Below are 18,250 nucleotides of genomic sequence, written 5' to 3'. Positions count from 1 at the left end.
ATCAAGTCATGTTTTGGAACGTATGTTTTAGGCCGGAACGGTAATCCGGGTATTCGGGTTTCCAACCTAGGCTTTTTAATTTGGAATTGGAACTTCGAGCGGATCTGGTAGCGGCACGAACCGGATCCTTCCCTTTTAACAGGTTTGCCAGGAAAATCGGAGCGTGTCCTATTTTACGTTTTCCTAAATAATGTCCCGCTTCGTTAAAAAAATCCTGCATCAAGACCGGAGTGTCGTCCGCGATATGATAGATTTCTCCCGCTTTGCCGGAATGCAGCGCTTTGACAAAGGCCGCCGCGACATCGTCCACATGTACCACGTCCCAATAATTTTTGCCCGATCCGGGGATCCGGAACAATCCGATCTTCATGTCTTTTATCAGATCCGCAAACCATCCTCCGGGGCCGTAGATATGAGAGGGTCTGAGGATCACCACGGGAAAGGATTCCGTTTGGTAGGCCTTTAAGAGCATCGATTCCGAAGCCTGCTTGGTTTTGCCGTATTCCGTTTCGACATTTAAGGGTTTTTCCTCCGAAAGCAATTCTCCTCCCGCTTCCCCCACGACCACCGTGCTCGCAAATAGAAAGCATTTCAACCCGAGATCCTTTGCGGCCTCGTAGAGGTTTTTGGTTCCTTCGTGATTGACCTGCCATAATAATTTCGTGTTTCTCTGTGTCGCGATTTCGGCGGCCAAATGGATGATCGCGTTCGGAGAGAGTTCCTCCAGGGATTTTTTCAGGACTGCCGGTTCTCCCAAATCGCCGTACACGACCTTGATCCCCATCTTCTCGATATTCTTTGCGGATTTTTGATTTCTTGCGAGAGCGTAGATTTCATTTCCACCCTCTTTTTTGAGTAGGTCTACGATCCTTTTTCCTAAAAATCCGGTCGCGCCGGTGATCAGTATTTTCATTTTGCGTTCTCTTGTTTCCTAAATCTTGAAAGACAAGATTCCATTCTATATCCTACGGAACCTTTCCGCTTGAACGAAACTGTCTCAATCAAAAAATTCGACTCGAATTCTCCTTCTTCCCGCATTCCTCGTCGCCGTTTTTCCGATTGAAACGTAGGATTTTTTTGGAGAGTCTGTCCTTCGGATGAATCCTACTACGAGGAAATTGCAGACGAAATTGGCGTTGATCGGCCTTTTGCGGGAAAATCGTCGGATGACTTTGGAGGATCTTTCCAAATATTCCGGTGTAAAGGAGATCTCGGATCTAAAAAAGGAACTGGGAAAACTCTACATGGTGGGTTCCTATCCTTATACCCCGGACCAGCTCGTGGAAATCGATTATGATGGAGAAACCATCGGAATCCGATTGCCGAATCGGATGCAGGAAGGCCTGACCATGAGTGTTCGCGAATGGTCAGGAATCCGCAATCTGTTACTGGAAGAGGAACAGAAAGAAGTAGATCCGGAACGTAGGCAAATTCTACTTTCCTCTTTGCAGAAGATCCATACTGTCCTGCCTTCTTCCGGAGTTTTGGATTCGGGAGAATTGAAATCGCAAGTGACCGAAGCGATCAAAAAACAAAAATCCGTTCAACTGGAGTACCAGGCTCAGGGCGAAACTTCTCCCGTAAAACGGAAGGTGGATCCTTGGGCGTTATTGAGTTACAAGGAAGAATATCTGATCGGATTTTGTCATACTCGCAATGCGCCCAGGTCTTTCCGGTTGGATTCGATTTTGACCTTCGAAAGGACGGAAGAAAAATCGATTCAGGTTCCCGATCAGGAAAGAAAAAACGCGATCTCTATGCTAAAGCAATTTCTGAAATCTTCCGGAAAGGAAGGCGCGGTTGCCGAGATTTTCCATACCGCGGAGGTTTATTTCAACCTTCATCGTCGTTTCGGTTTGGAAAGAACGAAAGAGTCCATCCGTTTTCGGGAAACCGTGTTTTATCTCTCTAAAACGAATATCCGAAACGAGGACTGGTTTTTATCCACGTTAAAAGGGTTCGGAAACAGCGTGATCCTAAAAAGCCCTAGGGGCTTGAAGCAAAGATTGCAGGCGTATTGGACGGAACAGCTCGGCGAAATGGGGACCTGAGGTCGGAGATGAATCGATAATGATTGACATGGGTTTTTATTTCTTCAAACAAGAATTACATTGTTATCCCCCGCAAAGATAAATCTCGGATTAGAAATTCCGTTTAAGAGAATGGACGGTTACCATGAGATTCGGAGCGTCTTTCTTCGGATTGATTGGGGAGACGATATTCGGATCGAGCCGTTGGAGTCCGGTAGATTCGAGTTGGTTTCGGAAAATGAAATCATTTTGGAAAAGCGCCGGCTCTACGACGAGGTCTCCGAAAAAGGAGACCAGACAAAAAACATCCTATTCAAAACCTTTCAGAAAATCCGTTCCAGATACAGAGAACTCCCTGGAGTGCGGATCTATCTGAATAAAAGAATTCCGCCTGCCGCAGGTTTGGGTGGCGGATCCAGTAATGCAGCCTCCCTTTTGTCTTTTTTTTTCGGGCTGACTTCCGAGTTCAGTTCCGACGGATTGAACGACTTAGCGGCCACCGTGGGGGCCGACGTTCCTTTTTTCTTAAGCGAAGGGCATGCTCTGGTCTCGGGAAAAGGGGAGATTCTCCAAGAGGTAGAGATCCATTCCGGGCAGGGGGTTCTCGCTTTAACTCCACAGGTACTATCCACGGCTGAAATGTACGCCGGGCTCAAAAAACCTTTACAAGCTGACCCACCCTCGAAAAACTGGACTTCTCTAGCCAAAGACGTCGGATTTGCTCTAAAAGAGGGAAATTGGGCGGATTTGGAGGGAAAGCTCGTAAACGACTTCGAGCCGTTAGCCTTCCAAACCTTTCCGGAACTCGGGAGATTAAAGGATCGCTTTTTGGCAAACGGAGCCAGCTATTCTTCGTTGACCGGTTCCGGATCTTGCATCTACGGATTGGTTCAAGGACTGGAGATTCGGGACGAACTGCTTGCAAAAATGCGGGCGGAATTTTCCGGTCTTACGTTTGTTAGCTTTAATTATTAAAGATAGAAACTGGGCCGTCGCCAAGTGGTAAGGCAGCGGTTTTTGGTACCGCCATTTCCTAGGTTCGAATCCTAGCGGCCCAGCCACTGTTCTAATTTCACCGGATTACGAATGAATATCTCAAAGGAAGCTGTTGCCGTGGTTCTCGCTGCCGGCAAGGGAACCCGCATGAAAACCGACCAACCCAAGGTCGCGGTTTCCTTGAACGGTAAACCTCTCTTGAATCATGTACTCGACCACTTGCGGGAAGCGGGGGTCGCAGATATCGTCGTAGTGGTCGGTTATAAAAAAGAAGACGTCCAAGCTCTGTGTAGCGGAATCGCGGGCGTCAAATTCGCGGAGCAAAAAGAGCAACTCGGAACCGCCCACGCGGTGTTGAGTGCGGAATCCGCGGTGAACGGACATAGAGGTCCGATCTTGGTCGCTTGCGGAGACGTGCCCATGATTTCGGGAGAAACGTTCCGCGCTTTGGTCCAAACTCACGTCGAAAACGGTTTCGCGGCTACCTTATTGTCTGCAAAAGTGGACCAGCCCAAAGGATACGGTCGTATCGTAAGAAACGGTTCCGGAGAAGTCGTCGCGATCGTGGAAGAGAAGGACGCTACGGATGAGCAGAGAAAAATAGAGGAAATCAATACCGGGACTTACGTTTTCAGTTCCGATTCCCTTTTCGAATCCCTCAAAAAGATCGGAAATAGCAATGCCCAGGGAGAATACTATCTCCCTGATCTAGTGGCTTTATACAAAAAGGAAGGCAAGAAGTTGGGCGCAGTGGTGCTGAAAGATAGCGGCGAAAGTCAGGGGGTCAACTCGCCCCAGGACCTGGAGGCTCTGGCGGAAATCCTAAACGGAGGAGCTCGAGCATAATGAACGAAATAGCGGTCTTTTCCGGCTCTTCTAACCGTTCCATAGCGGAAGAAATTTGTGCCGAACTCAAAATCGCCCCGGGCAAAATCAATCTTCGAAAATTTTCCGACGGCGAAATAGCGGTCAAAATCGAGGAGAACGTACGTGGAAGGGACATATTCCTGATCCAATCCACTTCCGCTCCCGCAAACGACCATTTGATGGAACTTCTTCTCATCATGGACGCTCTAAGAAGAGCCTCTGCAAACAGTATTTCCGTAGTAATGCCTTACTACGGTTACGGCCGCCAGGACAGGAAGGTGGAGCCTAGGGTTCCGATTTCCGCCAGAGTGGTCGCCGATCTGATCGAGGTAATGGGTCCGACTAGAATGATCACCATGGATTTGCACGCGGACCAAATTCAGGGATTTTTCAAAGTTCCCGTGGATAATCTCCATTTCAATCCGGTGTTGGTGGAATATTTTAGGAACAAGAATATCGAGGATCTGGTAATCGTGTCCCCGGATTCCGGCGGAGCAGAACGTGCCAGGTCCTTCGGCAAAAAGGTGAATGCTACGTTAGCGATCATTGATAAGCGAAGACCTAAGGCTAACGTCTCCGAAGTAATGCACGTGATCGGAGAAATCGAGGGCAAAAACTGCATTCTTTTGGATGATATGATCGATACTGCCGGAACGATCTGCAAAGCAGCCGACGCTCTCCTGAAAAACGGAGCCAAGAGCGTATATTGTGCCGCGAGTCACGGAGTTCTTTCGGGGGAAGCGGTGGACAGATTGAATTCCACTCCTTTCGTAGAAGTCGTATTGTCTAATTCCATAGAAATTCCGGAATCGAAAAAGATTTCGAAATTAAAGACTCTTTCGGTCGCTCCGCTTTTTTCGGCGGCGATCCAGAGAATATCGACCAATCAATCGGTCAGCGATCTATTTATTTAGTAAACAAGGGTAGGAACCATGAGCCACAAAATCACCGTTAAAAAAAGAACGGAAACAGGCAAGAACGTCAATAATCGTCTTCGTGCGTCCGGAATGGTGCCCATAAACATCATCGGAAGCGGAAAGGCCTCTTCCGGTTCGGTAAACGAAAAAGAGCTGGATAAGTTGGTGCATTCCGGCATCCGTCAATCCACTCTGATCGATCTTGAGATCGAAGGAGAAGGAACCCACAAGGTCTTCGTCAAGGAGATCCAAAGGTTTCCGGAAGTGGATCGGATCCGTCACGTCGACTTCTATAAGGTCGAGCCGGGCAAGAAGATCGTCACTAAGATCGGAGTCCGTACGGAAGGAACCGCAAAGGGCTCCAAAATGGGCGGACAATTCGATCATTTGATCCACGAGATCCGCATAAAGTCCATCCCCGAAGATCTATTGGAAAGTCTCGTCGTAGACGTATCCGATTTGGATGTAGGCCAATCCATTAAAGTGAGCGAGCTCAAGGTTCCGGCTAGCTGGGAAATCCTGGTGAACGGAGATCCCATCGTGGCCGCAGTTCTGAAGACCAAAGCGCTTTTGGCTCAGGAACGCGCCGATGCTAAGGAAGCTGCCGGAGACGCTAAGGGCAAGGGTGGCGCTAAGAAGGGCGGAAAATAATCAGGAACTTGCTCGGGTCTAAGAATTCGGAAAACGGTAATCTATGAAGCTAATCGTCGGACTGGGAAATCCCGGGGACAAATATAATAATAACCGAGCGAATATCGGCTTCAAGATTCTCGACGTTATTGCGAATAACATCAACGTTGAGATCAAGACGAAGAAAAAAAAGTCCCTGATCGGAAGAGGGGACTTCGAGGGGGAAGAAGTCGTTCTTCTGAAACCTCAGACCTTCAGCGATCTTTCCGGAGAATCCGTTCTTTATATAGCGTCCTTTTTAAAAATCCAAGTCCAGGATATCCTGGTTATCCACGAGGATTGGACCCTACCCTTGGGTAAGATCGTGGTGGATAAGGGCGTGAATGATACGGAGAACGCGGGAGTCAAATCCATCGTGCAATCCTTGCGTTCTCCGAACTTTATCAGGATCCGTATCGGCATCGGCAACGATGTCTTTGACGGTTCCGGGCTGGAGATCTTTTTGAAAGAGGATTTTCAACCTTTGGAAAACCTGAGTCTGATCCAGATCATCAACGACGCCGAAGCTGCGATTCGATCCATTAGTCTCGGAGACATCGAAGACGTCATAGAAAAATACAGATTTTAAAGACGGCGGGAATTTGTTCGGGTTCGTTTTTTTCCGACCTTCCCTGCGGTACGATTCCATTTTTTCTCCCCGTATTCTCCTTTACTTTTCGGGAAAAAACCGGATTCTGAATTGAGGGAACTTTTTCTTCGAAAGCGGTTTCCAAGCTATATCTATCCTAAACGGATTTCCTGACTTTTGACAGATTTTTCGGAGTCTAAGAAGGAACATGGCGACTGAAAGTCGCGGGGGTTAAGAGGAATATGAATAACAATAATAAAGGCCTCAGATTACTGATTCTATTCATCGTGGGGATAGTAATCGTCGCTTATTACGGACCCCAGATCAAAAATTACGTGGATCGGAGTCCCAAGTCGATTCCGTTTTCCCAATTCATGAATATGCTGGAACCGGACGGTTCCAAGCCCATAGGCAAGCTCGTTAAGAACGCTAAGATTCCGGGCTGCGAAAAACTGATCATGGAAAGGGATGTGGTGGAAGGTTGCTATGAACCTTCGGATTCGGCTTCCAAAGAACCCGTCCGTTTCCGTACTACGATCGCTCCCGTAGATAAGGAACTACTCACCTCTCTCCGTCGTTCCAACATGGATTTCGAATTCGTTTCGGCCGAAGACGGTCGAGGTTTCGGAATGCTGAGTTCCTTTTTGTTGCTGGGGATCGTCGCCATATTCGTATTTTATTTTTTCATTATGCGTCAGGTTCAGTCTACGGGCAATAAGGCGTTTTCTTTCGGAAAATCCAAGGCCAAGATGACTGTGGACCCCAAGGTCAAGGTAAGTTTTGCGGACGTGGCGGGCTGCGAAGAAGCAAAAACCGAGCTGGTAGAAATCATCGAATTTTTGAAAGATCCGAAGAAATTCCAAGCCATGGGTGCGAGAATTCCCACCGGCGTATTGCTGATCGGGCCTCCAGGTACGGGAAAGACCTTACTTGCTAGAGCGGTGGCCGGCGAAGCGGGAGTTCCTTTTTTCAGCATTTCCGGTTCCGATTTCGTGGAAATGTTCGTAGGAGTGGGAGCTTCCAGGGTGAGAGATCTCTTTGACCAAGGAAAAAAGAATTCTCCCTGTATCATCTTCATAGACGAGATAGACGCAGTCGGTCGGCTCAGAGGAGCCGGATGGGGCGGCGGTCACGACGAAAGGGAACAGACCCTGAACCAGATGCTCGTGGAAATGGACGGTTTTGAAAAGAACGAAGGCGTGATCGTTATGGCTGCCACGAACCGAGCAGACGTACTGGATCCTGCCTTGCTAAGACCGGGACGCTTTGATCGTCAAGTAATGGTCGATCTTCCGGATCTTAACGGTCGGGAACAGATCCTGAAAGTCCATTCTAGAAAAGTACCTTTGACCAGCGATATTTCCTTGAACTCCATCGCGAGAGGGACCCCCGGATTTACCGGCGCGGATCTTTCCAACCTGATCAATGAGGCCGCTTTGTTGGCTGCCCGGAAGAACAAGAAGAGAGTCACCCAGGACGAGTTGGAAGAAGCACGGGATAAGGTGATGATGGGACCGGAAAGACGTTCCTTCTTTATTTCGGAAAAGGAAAAGGAAGTCATCGCGTACCACGAAGCCGGTCATGCGATTTTAGGGACGTTGCTCGCGTATTCGGAGCCGGTGCATAAAGTTACGATCATTCCGAGAGGAAGAGCATTGGGCCTAACCCAATCGCTTCCGACGGAAGACAAGCATATCCATACCAAGGCGTATTGGCTGGACCAGATCGTGGTTTGTATGGGGGGCTTTATCGCCGAGGAAAACAAGTTTAAGATGACCTCCACAGGTTCCAGCAACGATATTCAGCAGGCGACCAATATCGCACGCCGGATGGTTTGCGATTGGGGAATGTCCGAAAAGCTCGGAACCATCAATTACGGTAGTGGTCACGAAAGTCCGTTTTTGGGCAGAGACATGGGCCAGGGAAATAAGGCTTACAGCGAGGAATTCGCCGCGATGATCGACAAGGAAATTCGGGACATCGTGCAGACCTGCTTGAACAAAGGCAGGGAACTCGTACGCAAGAATTCCACCAAGTTCGAAAACCTGGCTAAGGCGCTTTTGGCGAAAGAAACGGTAACCCACGAGGAATTGATGGCGATCGTTCACCCTGCCAATGAAGAGCCGAAGAAGAAGGCGGAAAAAACGACCAAGAAAGAAAAGACGGCAGGGATTCCCGCAAAACCGGCATATTCTACGGGAGTAGAATGAATTATTGGTTGTTTAAGACGGAACCGGACGCTTTTTCGATAGACGATTTAAAGGGTTCTCCTAAAAAAATCGCTCCTTGGGAAGGGGTCCGGAACTACCAAGCGAGAAATTATCTAAGGGATCAGGTGAAAAAAAAGGACCTGGTCCTGTTTTACCACAGCAGTTGCAAACCGACGGCAGTAGTCGGTCTGGCGGAGATCGTAAAGGACGGTTATCCCGATCATTTCGCTTTTGACCCTAAACACAAATACCATGATCCCAAAAGCAAGCCGGATTCTCCCGCTTGGTACATGGTCGACTTGAAATTTAAAGAAAAATTTTCTCGCCCAATTTCGCTAGAGGAATTAAAATCCCACGGGAAACTGAAGGGCATGGTTCTCCTGCAAAAAGGGGGGCGGCTTTCGATCCAGCCGGTCAGTCCAGAACACTTTTTCTATATATGTAATTTAGCCGGGGCCAAGACAGTCTCCGGTTGAGGGGGATTCTTGGTCGATTTCTTCCGGAAAATCCGGAGTACGGCTTTTATTTGCTTTTTGCTTTTAGGGTTTAGCACTCTGAATGCGGAAGAGGTCCGGGTTACATCCTTTCCCCTTTCCGGCACAATGAAGGGCGTTCCGTTGAATCAATTCATGTCGATCTCCGCCTTTGCACCGGGTTCCTCCCAAGCGGTAGAAAAAGATCCGAACAGGCTTATGTCGGTGGATTCCGTATGGAAACCTATAGAGAAGGATAGCCTCTCTTTGAGTTTTACGGATGAAGTGTTTTGGCTGAAACTCAGGATTTCCTCCGGAGGAGACGAGGATTGGTTTTTGGTTTTGAACAATCCTGGAATGGAAGAGCTTGCGGTATATCGAAAGGAGAGTTCGGGGGAAAAAGAGTCTTGGAAAGAGATAGGTTCGGACAGACGAATCTCCTATGTGCACGCGGCGTATCGGATGCATGCCCGCGCGAATTCTTCGGAAGAATTCCTGATTCGAGCCGCAAGTAGAAGATCGGTCGTTTTTAATTTCCAAGCCTGGTCGCCGAAGGAATTCGCTTCCCGTATCCAGTCGGAAAATCTTTTTCTCGGGGTGTTTTTCGGTGCGATCGGCATCATGCTGATCTACAACGGATTTCTTGCATTCGTGGTGAAGGATTCCAGCTATTTCTTCTACGTCTTTTATCTTTTGTTCTACGCTTTATGGCAGTTTGCGGTCTCGGGAGTCGGAGCTCGGTATTTGGTACAAGCTTCACCGGTCGCTTGGAACGATTATCTGGTCGGATTCGCTTTTCTCTCGGTGGCTTTTTCCCTTTTATTCACCCGCTCTTTTTTGCATATGGAACGGGAAACCGGTTGGAAGGATCGGGCTTTTCTAATTCTTGCCGCGTTCGCAGTTTTGGGATTTTTCGTCTCCTTGATCCCTTCGGCTTACGGACTCATGATGAAAGCCGTTTCCTGGTATCCCTTTCTTGCCGCCGGTTTGGTCGTATATTCCGGTTTTTTAAGATTAAGAAAGGGTTATAAACCCGCGAGGTATTTTTTACTCGCTTGGTCCGTGCTGATCGTTTCCGTTCTCATTACGGCGCTGCGAAATCTTTCCTGGATTCCCGATTCTTTTCTGGCTCATTGGTCGGCACAGTTCGGTTCTGTGATAGAAATGACTCTTCTCTCCTTTGCGCTCGCTCATCGGATCAAAACGCTGGAAAAGGATTCCCTACAGGCAAGGTTGGAAAATTACGAAAGCCAACTGAAATTGACCGAGATCGAGCAGGAACTTAAGATCGCCAGAGAATTACAGGAATCTATTCTTCCGGATCATCTTCCGAAAATGCCGAATCTGCAATTGTCGGTTAGGAACGAATTTGCCAGTTCGGTAGGAGGAGATTTCTACGATTTTCATTACGTAGGTCCGAACAAACTCGGAATCTTTCTTTCGGACGTTTCCGGGCATGGAATTCCGGCCGCGATCATCGCCTCCATGGTCAAGCTGGCGTTTTCCATCGAAGCAAGAAATCACGAGGATCCGGCCGAAGTGTTAAGGAATATCAATCGTTCTTTGAGCGGGAAGTACGGAAAACATTATATCACCGCGGCGTACCTTTTAGTGGACGGGACCTCGGGGAAAGTAACTTACTCCAACGCGGGGCATCCTCCTTTAGTCGCGATTGCGAGAAGTTCCGGAACTGCTAAGGAGATTTTCCTTCCCGGTTGGATCATGGGGATGGATCCTAGCTTGAAGAACTCGGTCGCCGAATTCCAGCTCGAACCGGGAGATCGTTTGATCATCTATACCGACGGAATCACCGAAGCGAGAAACCAAAAGGGGGAAATCTTCGGCTTCCAAAGGTTTTATAAATTATTGGCGGAAAATATCGGGCTCCCGGGAGAGTCCATGGCCGAGGTTCTATTCAAGACCGTGCGCGAATTTACCGGAAACCGGAAGCATTTCGAGGACGATCTCACTTTGATCGTTCTCGATTTTCAACCGACTTCCGAGAAGAAAACTTTGTCGGAAATTACTTCGACCCTTTCAAGAAACTAATCAGTTCGTTCGGAACCTGTATCGGTCTCTTGCGGTAATTCTTTTTGTATTCTTTCTTGAATTCTTTGTGACAGCTTTTGCAGGAACCTTCCAGGTCTCCGCTGGCCAATGCGGAGTCGGTGATTTCTTTCCATTTCCCTTTTTGTTCGTCCAAAGCAAAATTCGGGACCTCTTTCAGAATTCTTTCCAACGCGGCTTTGTCGCCTTTCTTGGCTTTTTTGGAGGCGGGTTTCGTATAATCTTCCATAAAATCATGCAAAGTGGTTTCCGTCGTTCCGCTTTGTGCGGACAAGGAAATAAGGCTCCAGGCAAGAAACACAGTTGCGACGAATAGGCATGTATAGAAACGATTTTGGTTCATTCTGACCTCGGTCTATGCGGTTTTGGTTACCTTGGTTCGTTTCGGAAGTGTTGAAAAGTAATTTCCCGTATCGGAAGGGGAATCACGGACTTAATCCAACAATCGGTTCCATTCCTGGTCGTAGTAACGAACCAATACCTGATTGTCCAGTCGGTTCGGTTCCACGGAGACTCTCGACATATCCACAGGGAATTCGGAGAGAGATTCGAGTTCTATTTCGTTCAGAAATCGAAGTCCAGGCGGCAGATCCTGTCTGTACACTGGGAGTTTTCTCGTTCCGGCTAGGACGAATCCCCACTCGCCGAAGGAGGGGACATACACATGAAGGGGTCTAGTCTCGAAGCCGGATTCCTGTAGAGTTTTTTCCACACACCAAAAGGACATTCTCGCGAATAAAGGGGAAGTGGATTGTATTTCCACGATGGAAAGAGGATTGAGACGACGTTTTAGACTTTTGTAAAATGCTGTCGTGTACAGTTTTCCGATCGAGAAATTACTCGGATCCGGAAAATCGATCAAAACCACGTCGAACGTCGCATCGGATTTTTCCAACCACAGGAAAGCGTCCGCGTTCTCGATCCGAACCTTCGGATTTCTTAGACTGGATCCGTTGATTTGGGTCAGAAGGGATTGCTCCGAAAATAGTCTCGTCATTTCGGGATCCAAATCCACTAAGGTTACGCGCTGGACGGAAGGATATTTTAGAATTTCCCTTACCGCCAAACCGTCCCCTCCGCCGAGGACGAGTACGTTCCTGGGATTCGGATGGGACAGCAAAGCCGGATGTGCTAGGGTTTCGTGATATCTATATTCGTCCCTAGAACTGAATTGCAAATGCCCGTTTAAAAAAAGTCTCAATTCACTTTTGTAACGGGTCACGGTGATTCTTTGGAATTTCGTCTGCTTGGAATATACGATCTCGTCCGTATAAAGATTTTCCTCACTGTAAGCGGTGATGGCGTCCGCAAACGTCAATCCGAGCGCGAGAAGAGTGAGCACAATCGCGGCTTTCATCCGCAGATTCCTCTTCTCTTTTTCCTGCAAAGGCAACATCCAGGTTCCCCAGAGAGCGGTTCCGGCGTTTAGGATTCCGAATAGAAAGGAGGTCCGGACCATTCCTAATTTCGGCGCAAAAAAAATCGGAAAGGTCAGGGATGCCAAAAGGGCCCCGGCATAATCCAAACTGAGAACTTTAGAGACCAGATCCCGGAAACCCAATTTCCTTCTAAGTATTCTCAAGAGTAGCGGGATCTCCATTCCGACCAGAATCCCCACGATTACGACAAGGCTAAACAAAGGAACTTGGAAAATCCTAGTGCGGCCGAAACTGAGAAAGAGTAATGCGGCACTCGACCCGCCTAATAGGCCTAAGGCGAGTTCAACTTCCAGAAATTTCGGAACCAGGTCTTTTAACAAATATCTGGAAAACCAGCTTCCGATTCCCATGGAAAACAGATACACGCCTATCACCAGGGAAAACTGGGTTACCGTTTCCCCCAAGAGATAGCTGGCGACCGTGCCCGCTAGTAATTCGTATACGAGTCCACAGGAAGAAAGAATCAGTACGGAAACTAAAAGTGCCCGCTGCAGATTATTTTCCTCCGGTATATGTGGAGTACCAATTATAATGAGATCGATAGATGCCAGGGTTCTGTCTTACCGTTTTGGGGACCTTGGCGACTTCTTCGAATTCGCTGGTGATTCCTCCCACCCGGTACTGCGAGTAAAAACCGAACGCCATGGCCGTCGCGAAGAAAGGATACATCAATCCTTTTAAAAGATCCCACATAACGCTAAGTTCTCCTACTATCGAAATAATAACTTTTAAAGAAGGTGTAGATTAGAGGAAGCCACAAGAGCATTCCGAAAAGGAAAAACGGAGCAGGACTCATTACGTCCCTGAGGACCTTTACGTTGTATTTCGCCCCCGCGCCCGGACGGAAATCGGATTGAGTTTCCAGTCGGAGATAATAATGTCCCGGAGGTATTTCGGCCATGTCTTTGGAACCGCTTGTGGATCCCTCAGACCAGGATTCTCCGTCGTCAACTCCGTGGTAATAGCTGGTTTCGATGGCGGTATCGTATGCGATATCCGTATCCGCATTTATGAGAGCTACGGAAAAATACATGTACTTATTGTCCAGATTCGGAGCGTCTATCTTGATCTCCACGTTATCAGTCGGTTCGCCTTTGATTTCGAAAATATCGGTCACGAAAGAATTATCGTGAAAATTAAAGGTTCCTATGTCCGTGCCGGCCGGAGAAGTCTGAACGTATGCAAAGTTACCTTGATATACCACCTCTTCCTTGGCCTTTATGCATCCGTACATTTCAACGAAAAAGAATATTGTGGTAAGAACCACTGCGATCCGAAAATTCCGCTTCAGTCGGATCTTATATGGATTCGGTTCGCAAGCACCGATGTCCTCGGGTTTTTGTAATTTCGAGGCGACTTCCAGCGGAAGAGCCTCTTTCATCGTTTGGAACGGGACGAAGGTTCCTTTGGACCAGAAAATTTCCCTTTCGGTTCTTTCGGACGAAAGCATTTTGGGCGGCGAGACGTAGTCTTCGATCTCCGCTTTTTCTCCGGACTTGACTTTCCAGTAGAATTCCCCTAAGGCTAAATCCGTATTCGATTCCGATTTGGCATACCAATCGTATTTTTCTTTTCCGTAGATTCGCTTGAGTCCGGAAGCCCATTTCGGAACGCCCAATAGAGGTTCGAAGTAGGTCCAATTATTTCCGTTTTCGTTGAGCCAAGCATATCCTCCCGGATAGTGTAAAAGATAGTCCGTCCATCGGAAAGTTTCGCCGTCCTCTTCCGAGGATTTTTTCATAATACCGAGCACCTGTGATTCCGGGCGCCCAGGAAGTTTGACCTGAGTTCCGAGCGGGAGATAAATTCCTTCTTTGGATACTTCTTCGAACTTGGCGATCACTTTTAGATCCTGCTGTTCCGTATCCATTACGGTTCCGCAATATTCGCAGGCGATGGACTTGGAAAAATCCGGTCTGAGTTGATTCAAGGAAGCTCCACACCCGACGCATTGTATGGAACGAGCCTGCACAAGTCCGGCTCCGAACGCTATCGCATTCTCTCTCAGATTTCGTAATTGCAGTTCCTGAAACGTGGCGGCGTGGCCTACGAAAAGAAGAGGCGGGTCGTCCGAATAATCTATGGTTCCGAAGTTGTCCTCGCCGTCGGCGATATCCAAGAGAACGGCTCTATAGCCGGTTTCAAAATTGAGGGGTAATTCCCCTTCGCCCCCCACGCATTCCGCAACGCTGATTTCTTTCAGAGTCCAGTCTCGGCCGAGAGTGAATGTGTCTCCCGGAGAGAGTCTGTCTTTTTTTCCATGGCCCGCTTCGTAGATTCTGGGGTATTCGGATGTGGGTTCGGGAACGCGCGGAAATTGATCTGCCGGAAGGCTCGTATCAATACGAGTGTAAAAATAGATTCCTTGCGCTTCCCCTAACCAGGCGGTGCCGCCGTCCTCTTCGGAAACGTACCATTCGTTCCAGTATCCTAGGTCGAATTTTAATTGGATCCTTCCCAATACTTTGAAATTCTTTTTTCGGAACGTTCCTTCGGTTCCGATTCGGATCACGGTATTGTCGTCGGCGAGCTCCCCCGACTGTCCGATCTTTTCGAGCTGGACGTCGTTTTTTAGGGAAAGGGTGCGGCAATTCGGACAGACCGCATATACCGAGGCCTTATTGAGAAAGGGGACGGGGGCTCCGCAATTGGGGCAACTTAGTTCCGACACAAAGGAAGGGAATATCTCCGCGGAGACGCGCTGTCAATCCTGGTTTTAGTTTCGATAAAGAAATTTCTTTCGGAATCAGGGGGTTAGGCTCCGTTTGGCCTGACGGCGTTTTCGGTCGAATCCAGGATCGATGTCTCCGAAGGATTTTTCCAATTCCTCCAACGCCGGGTTTTCCCATGTAGACTCGTATTGGTTTTCCGCGTTAAAAATCATAAAATTATTATCGAAATGAATTCTGGCATACCGATCCGCCTTCGTAAACATAGCCCGGTTGATCTCGTTGTATATCTCTTCGAATTCGAAGGATTGTAGATCCGGCTGGAAGTCGGAAAGAAATTTAAGGGAAAGTAATACCGTGTATTTTCGGGACTGTTTCAGCAATTTCAGGGATTCGTACAGATATTGGGTCTTGATTCCGGGAAGGTACGGACGCGTATTTTCGGCGATGGTTTTTTTCGCGATCGCTGCGCCCAATTCTCTATATCCCATTTCCAGGTGGTGTCTTGCTTCGGCATCCGACGTTCGGAGCGCGTACTTCGATAGGATATCCAATTCCTGGCGCACTTTGAGCCTGAAATTTTCCACTGTTCCGGAGTAGAGTCGTGCGAGGAGTCTCTGCGTCTGTCTCATTTCATCGTAGGAATGGGGCAGGTCGAATTGCAGATACAGAGTGAAGGTCTCTATATGATGTTGTATGCAGCGTTTATAAAAGGCTTTTTCCTCCGGAGTTCCGAAGTTCGAAATCGAACTATTGATCGCTTTCAGGTGAAATTCGTTTTCCTTTAAACCGTGCTCTATCCTAAGCAGTGCGGTGGCTCGGTTGCTGTCTAAATCCGCATGAATTTCCTTTTCCGGTAGTAGAAAGAGAAGCGGAAGTAGCGCCAAGATCGTCTTACATTTTCCTGAAAATATTCCGCACATACATTGATTTTCGGATCGACCCTAGTGCGGAATTGAACCGAGAGAGAGATAAGAATCGGTTCACAAATCCTCTTCTTATGTCGGATCTAGGGAAAGCGGAAGACGCTTTCCGGGATTTTCGGATCATTTTCTCCTCAGACGTAGTGCGTTGGCGACGACGGATACGGAACTGAAGGCCATCGCGGCTCCCGCGATCCAAGGAGCCAAATATCCCGCAGCGGCAATCGGTATTCCGAGTCCGTTATATGCAAGGGCCCAGAATAAGTTTTCTTTTATATTCAAAACGGTCGCCCGACTGATCTTAACGGCATCCGCTAAACGGCGTAGATCTCCTTTAACCAGAACGACTCCCGCCGTTTCCATGGCGATATCCGTTCCGTTTCCCATCGCGAAGCCTACGTCCGCTTTTGCCAAGGCGGGTGCATCGTTGATTCCGTCTCCCGCCATTCCTACTTTTGCTCCGGATGATTGCAATGAGGCGATCTCATTCGACTTATCCTTGGGAAGTAAAGACGCCTTGATTTCTCGGATTCCGATCCGAGAGGCGATGTTTTCCGCCGTACGTTTGTGGTCTCCCGTCAGAAGTACCAGTCGCAGCCCGAGATTTTTCAATTCTTCGACGGCTTCTGAGGTCGTATCCTTTAATTCGTCTTCTAAGGCAAAGATCGCCCATGAGGTCGGGGCTCCGTCCACTCTTCCCCAGACCACGCTCTTTCCTTGGGATTCCCATTCTCCGCTTTTGGCGATCAGGTTAGAGGGTAGGTTTCCGGAATCGGAGGAAAGAAACTCCGCATTTCCCACCGTCACTTTGAACCCGTCACTATTCGCTCGGATTCCACCGCCGGGTTGGGCTTTAAAGTCCTGTGGAGATTCGATCCGGATTCGGTGCTTCTTTCCGAAATCGACGATCGCTTTCGCGAGAGGATGTTCCGAGACGGATTCCGCGGAAGCGATCCTTCGTAAGGTTTCCGATTCGGAATTTCCTTCCGACAAAAAGCCGGTCACGGAGGGTTTTCCCTCCGTCAAAGTTCCGGTTTTGTCGAAGGCTAGGATTCCGAGAGTCGCTGCGGATTCCAATGCCTCCGCATTCCGAAAGAGAATTCCGCGGCTTGCGGCTTTTCCCGTGCCGACCAGTAAGGATACTGGCGTGGCTAATCCTAACGCGCAAGGACAGGCGATCACCAGAACCGCGATGGATTTTTCCAATGCGGAGGAGAGTATGCCCGGTTCCAGAAAAAAATACCAGAGTAGAAAATCGACTGCGGCGATAAGAACGACGGAGGGGACGAAAATCGCGGAGATTCGATCCGCTATTCTTTGGATCGGAGCGCGGGACGCTTGCGCTTCTTCTACGGTTTTTACAATGGAAGAGAGTAACGTTTCGCTGCCGATCTTTTCCGCACGTACGATCAGGGATCCGTTTCCGTTTACCGTTCCACCGATCACTTTGGATCCGACGCTTTTTTCCACGGGTAGACTTTCTCCGGTCAGCATGGACTCGTCTAAGGCGCTGGTTCCTTCCTCCACTTCTCCGTCGGTGGGAATTTTTTCTCCGGGGCGGATCCGGATTTGATCGCCCGGTTTTAGGAATTCGGAAGGGACTTCTATCCAGTCTTCCCCTTTTTTGATCCTTGCCGTTTCGGGTTTTAGGGAAAGAAGAGTACGTATCGCTTGGGAACTTCTCCCTTTCGCCAATGCTTCCATCCATTTTCCTCCCAAAAGAAAAGACAGCAATACCGCGGATGTCTCGTAATAAAGAGGAGGGTAGGCTCCGTGATGCGGTTCCGTTAGAAACAGCAAATCCCCCCGCGCAAATCCTATGCTTAGACTGTTCGCAAGACTATACCCGAATGCGGCAGTGGTGCCTAACGCAACTAGCACGTCCATATTGGCGGTTCCGTTTTTCAAAGCTCGGTAAGCCCCCTTGTAGAACGGAAATCCGATCCAAAATTGAGCCGGTGCCGCAAATAGGAATTGGATCCAAGGGTGCATCAGAAGGGAAGGCATGGGTAAAAAAGAAAGGATTCCGAAATGGGAAACCATAGTATAGAAGAGAGGCGCGGAAAATACCAAGGAGAACCAAAAACGGGTCCGCAACTTTTCGATTTCCCGTTCATGGGCTCTGTTCGTTTCGGCTAGGTTTTTTTCGGAATGTTCCTTAGCGGTGTAGCCTAAGGATTCCACTTTCGATACCAAGTCGGAAGGCTCGGTTCCGTTTCCGAATCTGACGAAGGCGGTCTCTCTCGCAAAATTCACTCTGGCTTCTGAAACACCGGGAACCTTGGATAATCCTTTCTCTATTCGGAGCGCGCAGTTCGCGCAGGTCATACCGAATAGATCCAGGGTCATCTCTTTCGATTTTTCGGTTTCTTGTACGTTCATCTTCTCTTTCCTTTTTTCC

At 48.5% G+C, this 18,250-nt stretch carries 16 protein-coding genes and 1 tRNA gene; 10 read left to right on the top strand and 7 right to left on the bottom strand.

Annotation, left to right across the window (positions count from 1 at the left end):
* Nucleotide 1 precedes the first annotated feature (1 nt).
* Nucleotides 2–913: an NAD-dependent epimerase/dehydratase family protein gene (locus EHO61_RS10580; protein ID WP_135813568.1), complete on the bottom strand. Its 912-nt coding sequence runs from the start codon at nucleotides 911–913 to the stop codon at nucleotides 2–4.
* Nucleotides 914–1,097: 184 nt separating this feature from the next.
* Between EHO61_RS10580 and EHO61_RS10575 the strand changes: the two genes are divergently transcribed.
* The 10 genes from EHO61_RS10575 to EHO61_RS10530 all read left to right on the top strand — a co-directional run bounded on the left by EHO61_RS10575 (nucleotide 1,098) and on the right by EHO61_RS10530 (nucleotide 10,800).
* Entirely contained in the window at nucleotides 1,098–2,051 is a 954-nt protein-coding gene (locus EHO61_RS10575; RefSeq protein ID WP_135813567.1) for a helix-turn-helix transcriptional regulator, read from the top strand.
* A 60-nt stretch (nucleotides 2,052–2,111) separates the two neighbouring features.
* Nucleotides 2,112–3,005: a 4-(cytidine 5'-diphospho)-2-C-methyl-D-erythritol kinase gene (locus EHO61_RS10570; protein ID WP_135813566.1), complete on the top strand. Its 894-nt coding sequence runs from the start codon at nucleotides 2,112–2,114 to the stop codon at nucleotides 3,003–3,005.
* Nucleotides 3,006–3,015: 10 nt separating this feature from the next.
* Nucleotides 3,016–3,091 (top strand) — tRNA-Gln (locus EHO61_RS10565).
* Between the two features lie 25 nt (nucleotides 3,092–3,116).
* Nucleotides 3,117–3,872, top strand: a complete 756-nt coding sequence (locus EHO61_RS10560) for a sugar phosphate nucleotidyltransferase (RefSeq protein WP_135813565.1) — start codon at nucleotides 3,117–3,119, stop codon at nucleotides 3,870–3,872.
* Nucleotides 3,872–4,807 carry a ribose-phosphate diphosphokinase gene (locus tag EHO61_RS10555; protein WP_135813564.1) on the top strand — a complete coding sequence of 312 codons (936 nt, stop codon included), beginning with the start codon at nucleotides 3,872–3,874 and terminating at the stop codon, nucleotides 4,805–4,807. The genes EHO61_RS10560 and EHO61_RS10555 overlap by 1 nt, the downstream gene beginning before the upstream one ends.
* An 18-nt stretch (nucleotides 4,808–4,825) precedes the next feature.
* Nucleotides 4,826–5,461 (top strand): 50S ribosomal protein L25/general stress protein Ctc, encoded by a 636-nt coding sequence (locus tag EHO61_RS10550; protein WP_135813563.1) that lies wholly within the window; start codon nucleotides 4,826–4,828, stop codon nucleotides 5,459–5,461.
* A 43-nt stretch (nucleotides 5,462–5,504) separates the two neighbouring features.
* Nucleotides 5,505–6,068: an aminoacyl-tRNA hydrolase gene (gene pth, locus EHO61_RS10545; RefSeq protein ID WP_135766785.1), complete on the top strand. Its 564-nt coding sequence runs from the start codon at nucleotides 5,505–5,507 to the stop codon at nucleotides 6,066–6,068.
* A 242-nt stretch (nucleotides 6,069–6,310) separates the two neighbouring features.
* Nucleotides 6,311–8,278, top strand: a complete 1,968-nt coding sequence (gene ftsH / locus EHO61_RS10540) for an ATP-dependent zinc metalloprotease FtsH (protein ID WP_135766784.1) — start codon at nucleotides 6,311–6,313, stop codon at nucleotides 8,276–8,278.
* A complete protein-coding gene (locus EHO61_RS10535; protein ID WP_135813562.1) occupies nucleotides 8,275–8,754 on the top strand; it encodes an EVE domain-containing protein in 480 nt (159 codons plus the stop codon). The genes ftsH and EHO61_RS10535 overlap by 4 nt, the downstream gene beginning before the upstream one ends.
* 126 nt (nucleotides 8,755–8,880) lie before the next feature.
* On the top strand, nucleotides 8,881–10,800 hold the full coding sequence (locus EHO61_RS10530; RefSeq protein WP_246032093.1) for a SpoIIE family protein phosphatase: 1,920 nt from the start codon (nucleotides 8,881–8,883) through the stop codon (nucleotides 10,798–10,800).
* Here EHO61_RS10530 and EHO61_RS10525 read toward each other — a convergent pair.
* The 6 genes from EHO61_RS10525 to EHO61_RS10500 form a co-directional block, all read right to left on the bottom strand.
* Nucleotides 10,775–11,161 (bottom strand): hypothetical protein, encoded by a 387-nt coding sequence (locus EHO61_RS10525; RefSeq protein ID WP_135813560.1) that lies wholly within the window; start codon nucleotides 11,159–11,161, stop codon nucleotides 10,775–10,777. The two genes, EHO61_RS10530 and EHO61_RS10525, sit on opposite strands and share 26 nt — an antisense overlap.
* A gap of 90 nt (nucleotides 11,162–11,251) precedes the next feature.
* Nucleotides 11,252–12,751 carry a polyamine aminopropyltransferase gene (locus EHO61_RS10520; protein WP_135813559.1) on the bottom strand — a complete coding sequence of 500 codons (1,500 nt, stop codon included), beginning with the start codon at nucleotides 12,749–12,751 and terminating at the stop codon, nucleotides 11,252–11,254.
* Nucleotide 12,752: 1 nt separating this feature from the next.
* Nucleotides 12,753–12,950 carry a hypothetical protein gene (locus tag EHO61_RS10515; protein WP_135813558.1) on the bottom strand — a complete coding sequence of 66 codons (198 nt, stop codon included), beginning with the start codon at nucleotides 12,948–12,950 and terminating at the stop codon, nucleotides 12,753–12,755.
* A gap of 4 nt (nucleotides 12,951–12,954) precedes the next feature.
* Entirely contained in the window at nucleotides 12,955–14,928 is a 1,974-nt protein-coding gene (locus EHO61_RS10510; protein WP_135813557.1) for a DUF4178 domain-containing protein, read from the bottom strand.
* A 75-nt stretch (nucleotides 14,929–15,003) separates the two neighbouring features.
* Nucleotides 15,004–15,849: an adhesin OmpL37 family surface protein gene (locus EHO61_RS10505; protein WP_135813556.1), complete on the bottom strand. Its 846-nt coding sequence runs from the start codon at nucleotides 15,847–15,849 to the stop codon at nucleotides 15,004–15,006.
* Nucleotides 15,850–15,972: 123 nt separating this feature from the next.
* A complete protein-coding gene (locus tag EHO61_RS10500; RefSeq protein ID WP_135813555.1) occupies nucleotides 15,973–18,231 on the bottom strand; it encodes a heavy metal translocating P-type ATPase in 2,259 nt (752 codons plus the stop codon).
* Between the last annotated feature and the right edge of the window lie 19 nt (nucleotides 18,232–18,250).

Origin of the sequence: Leptospira fluminis (assembly GCF_004771275.1) — a bacterium.
In the GTDB taxonomy this organism is placed as follows: Bacteria; Spirochaetota; Leptospiria; order Leptospirales; family Leptospiraceae; genus Leptospira_B; species Leptospira_B fluminis.
This window is presented reverse-complemented; position numbering and strand designations above follow the sequence as displayed.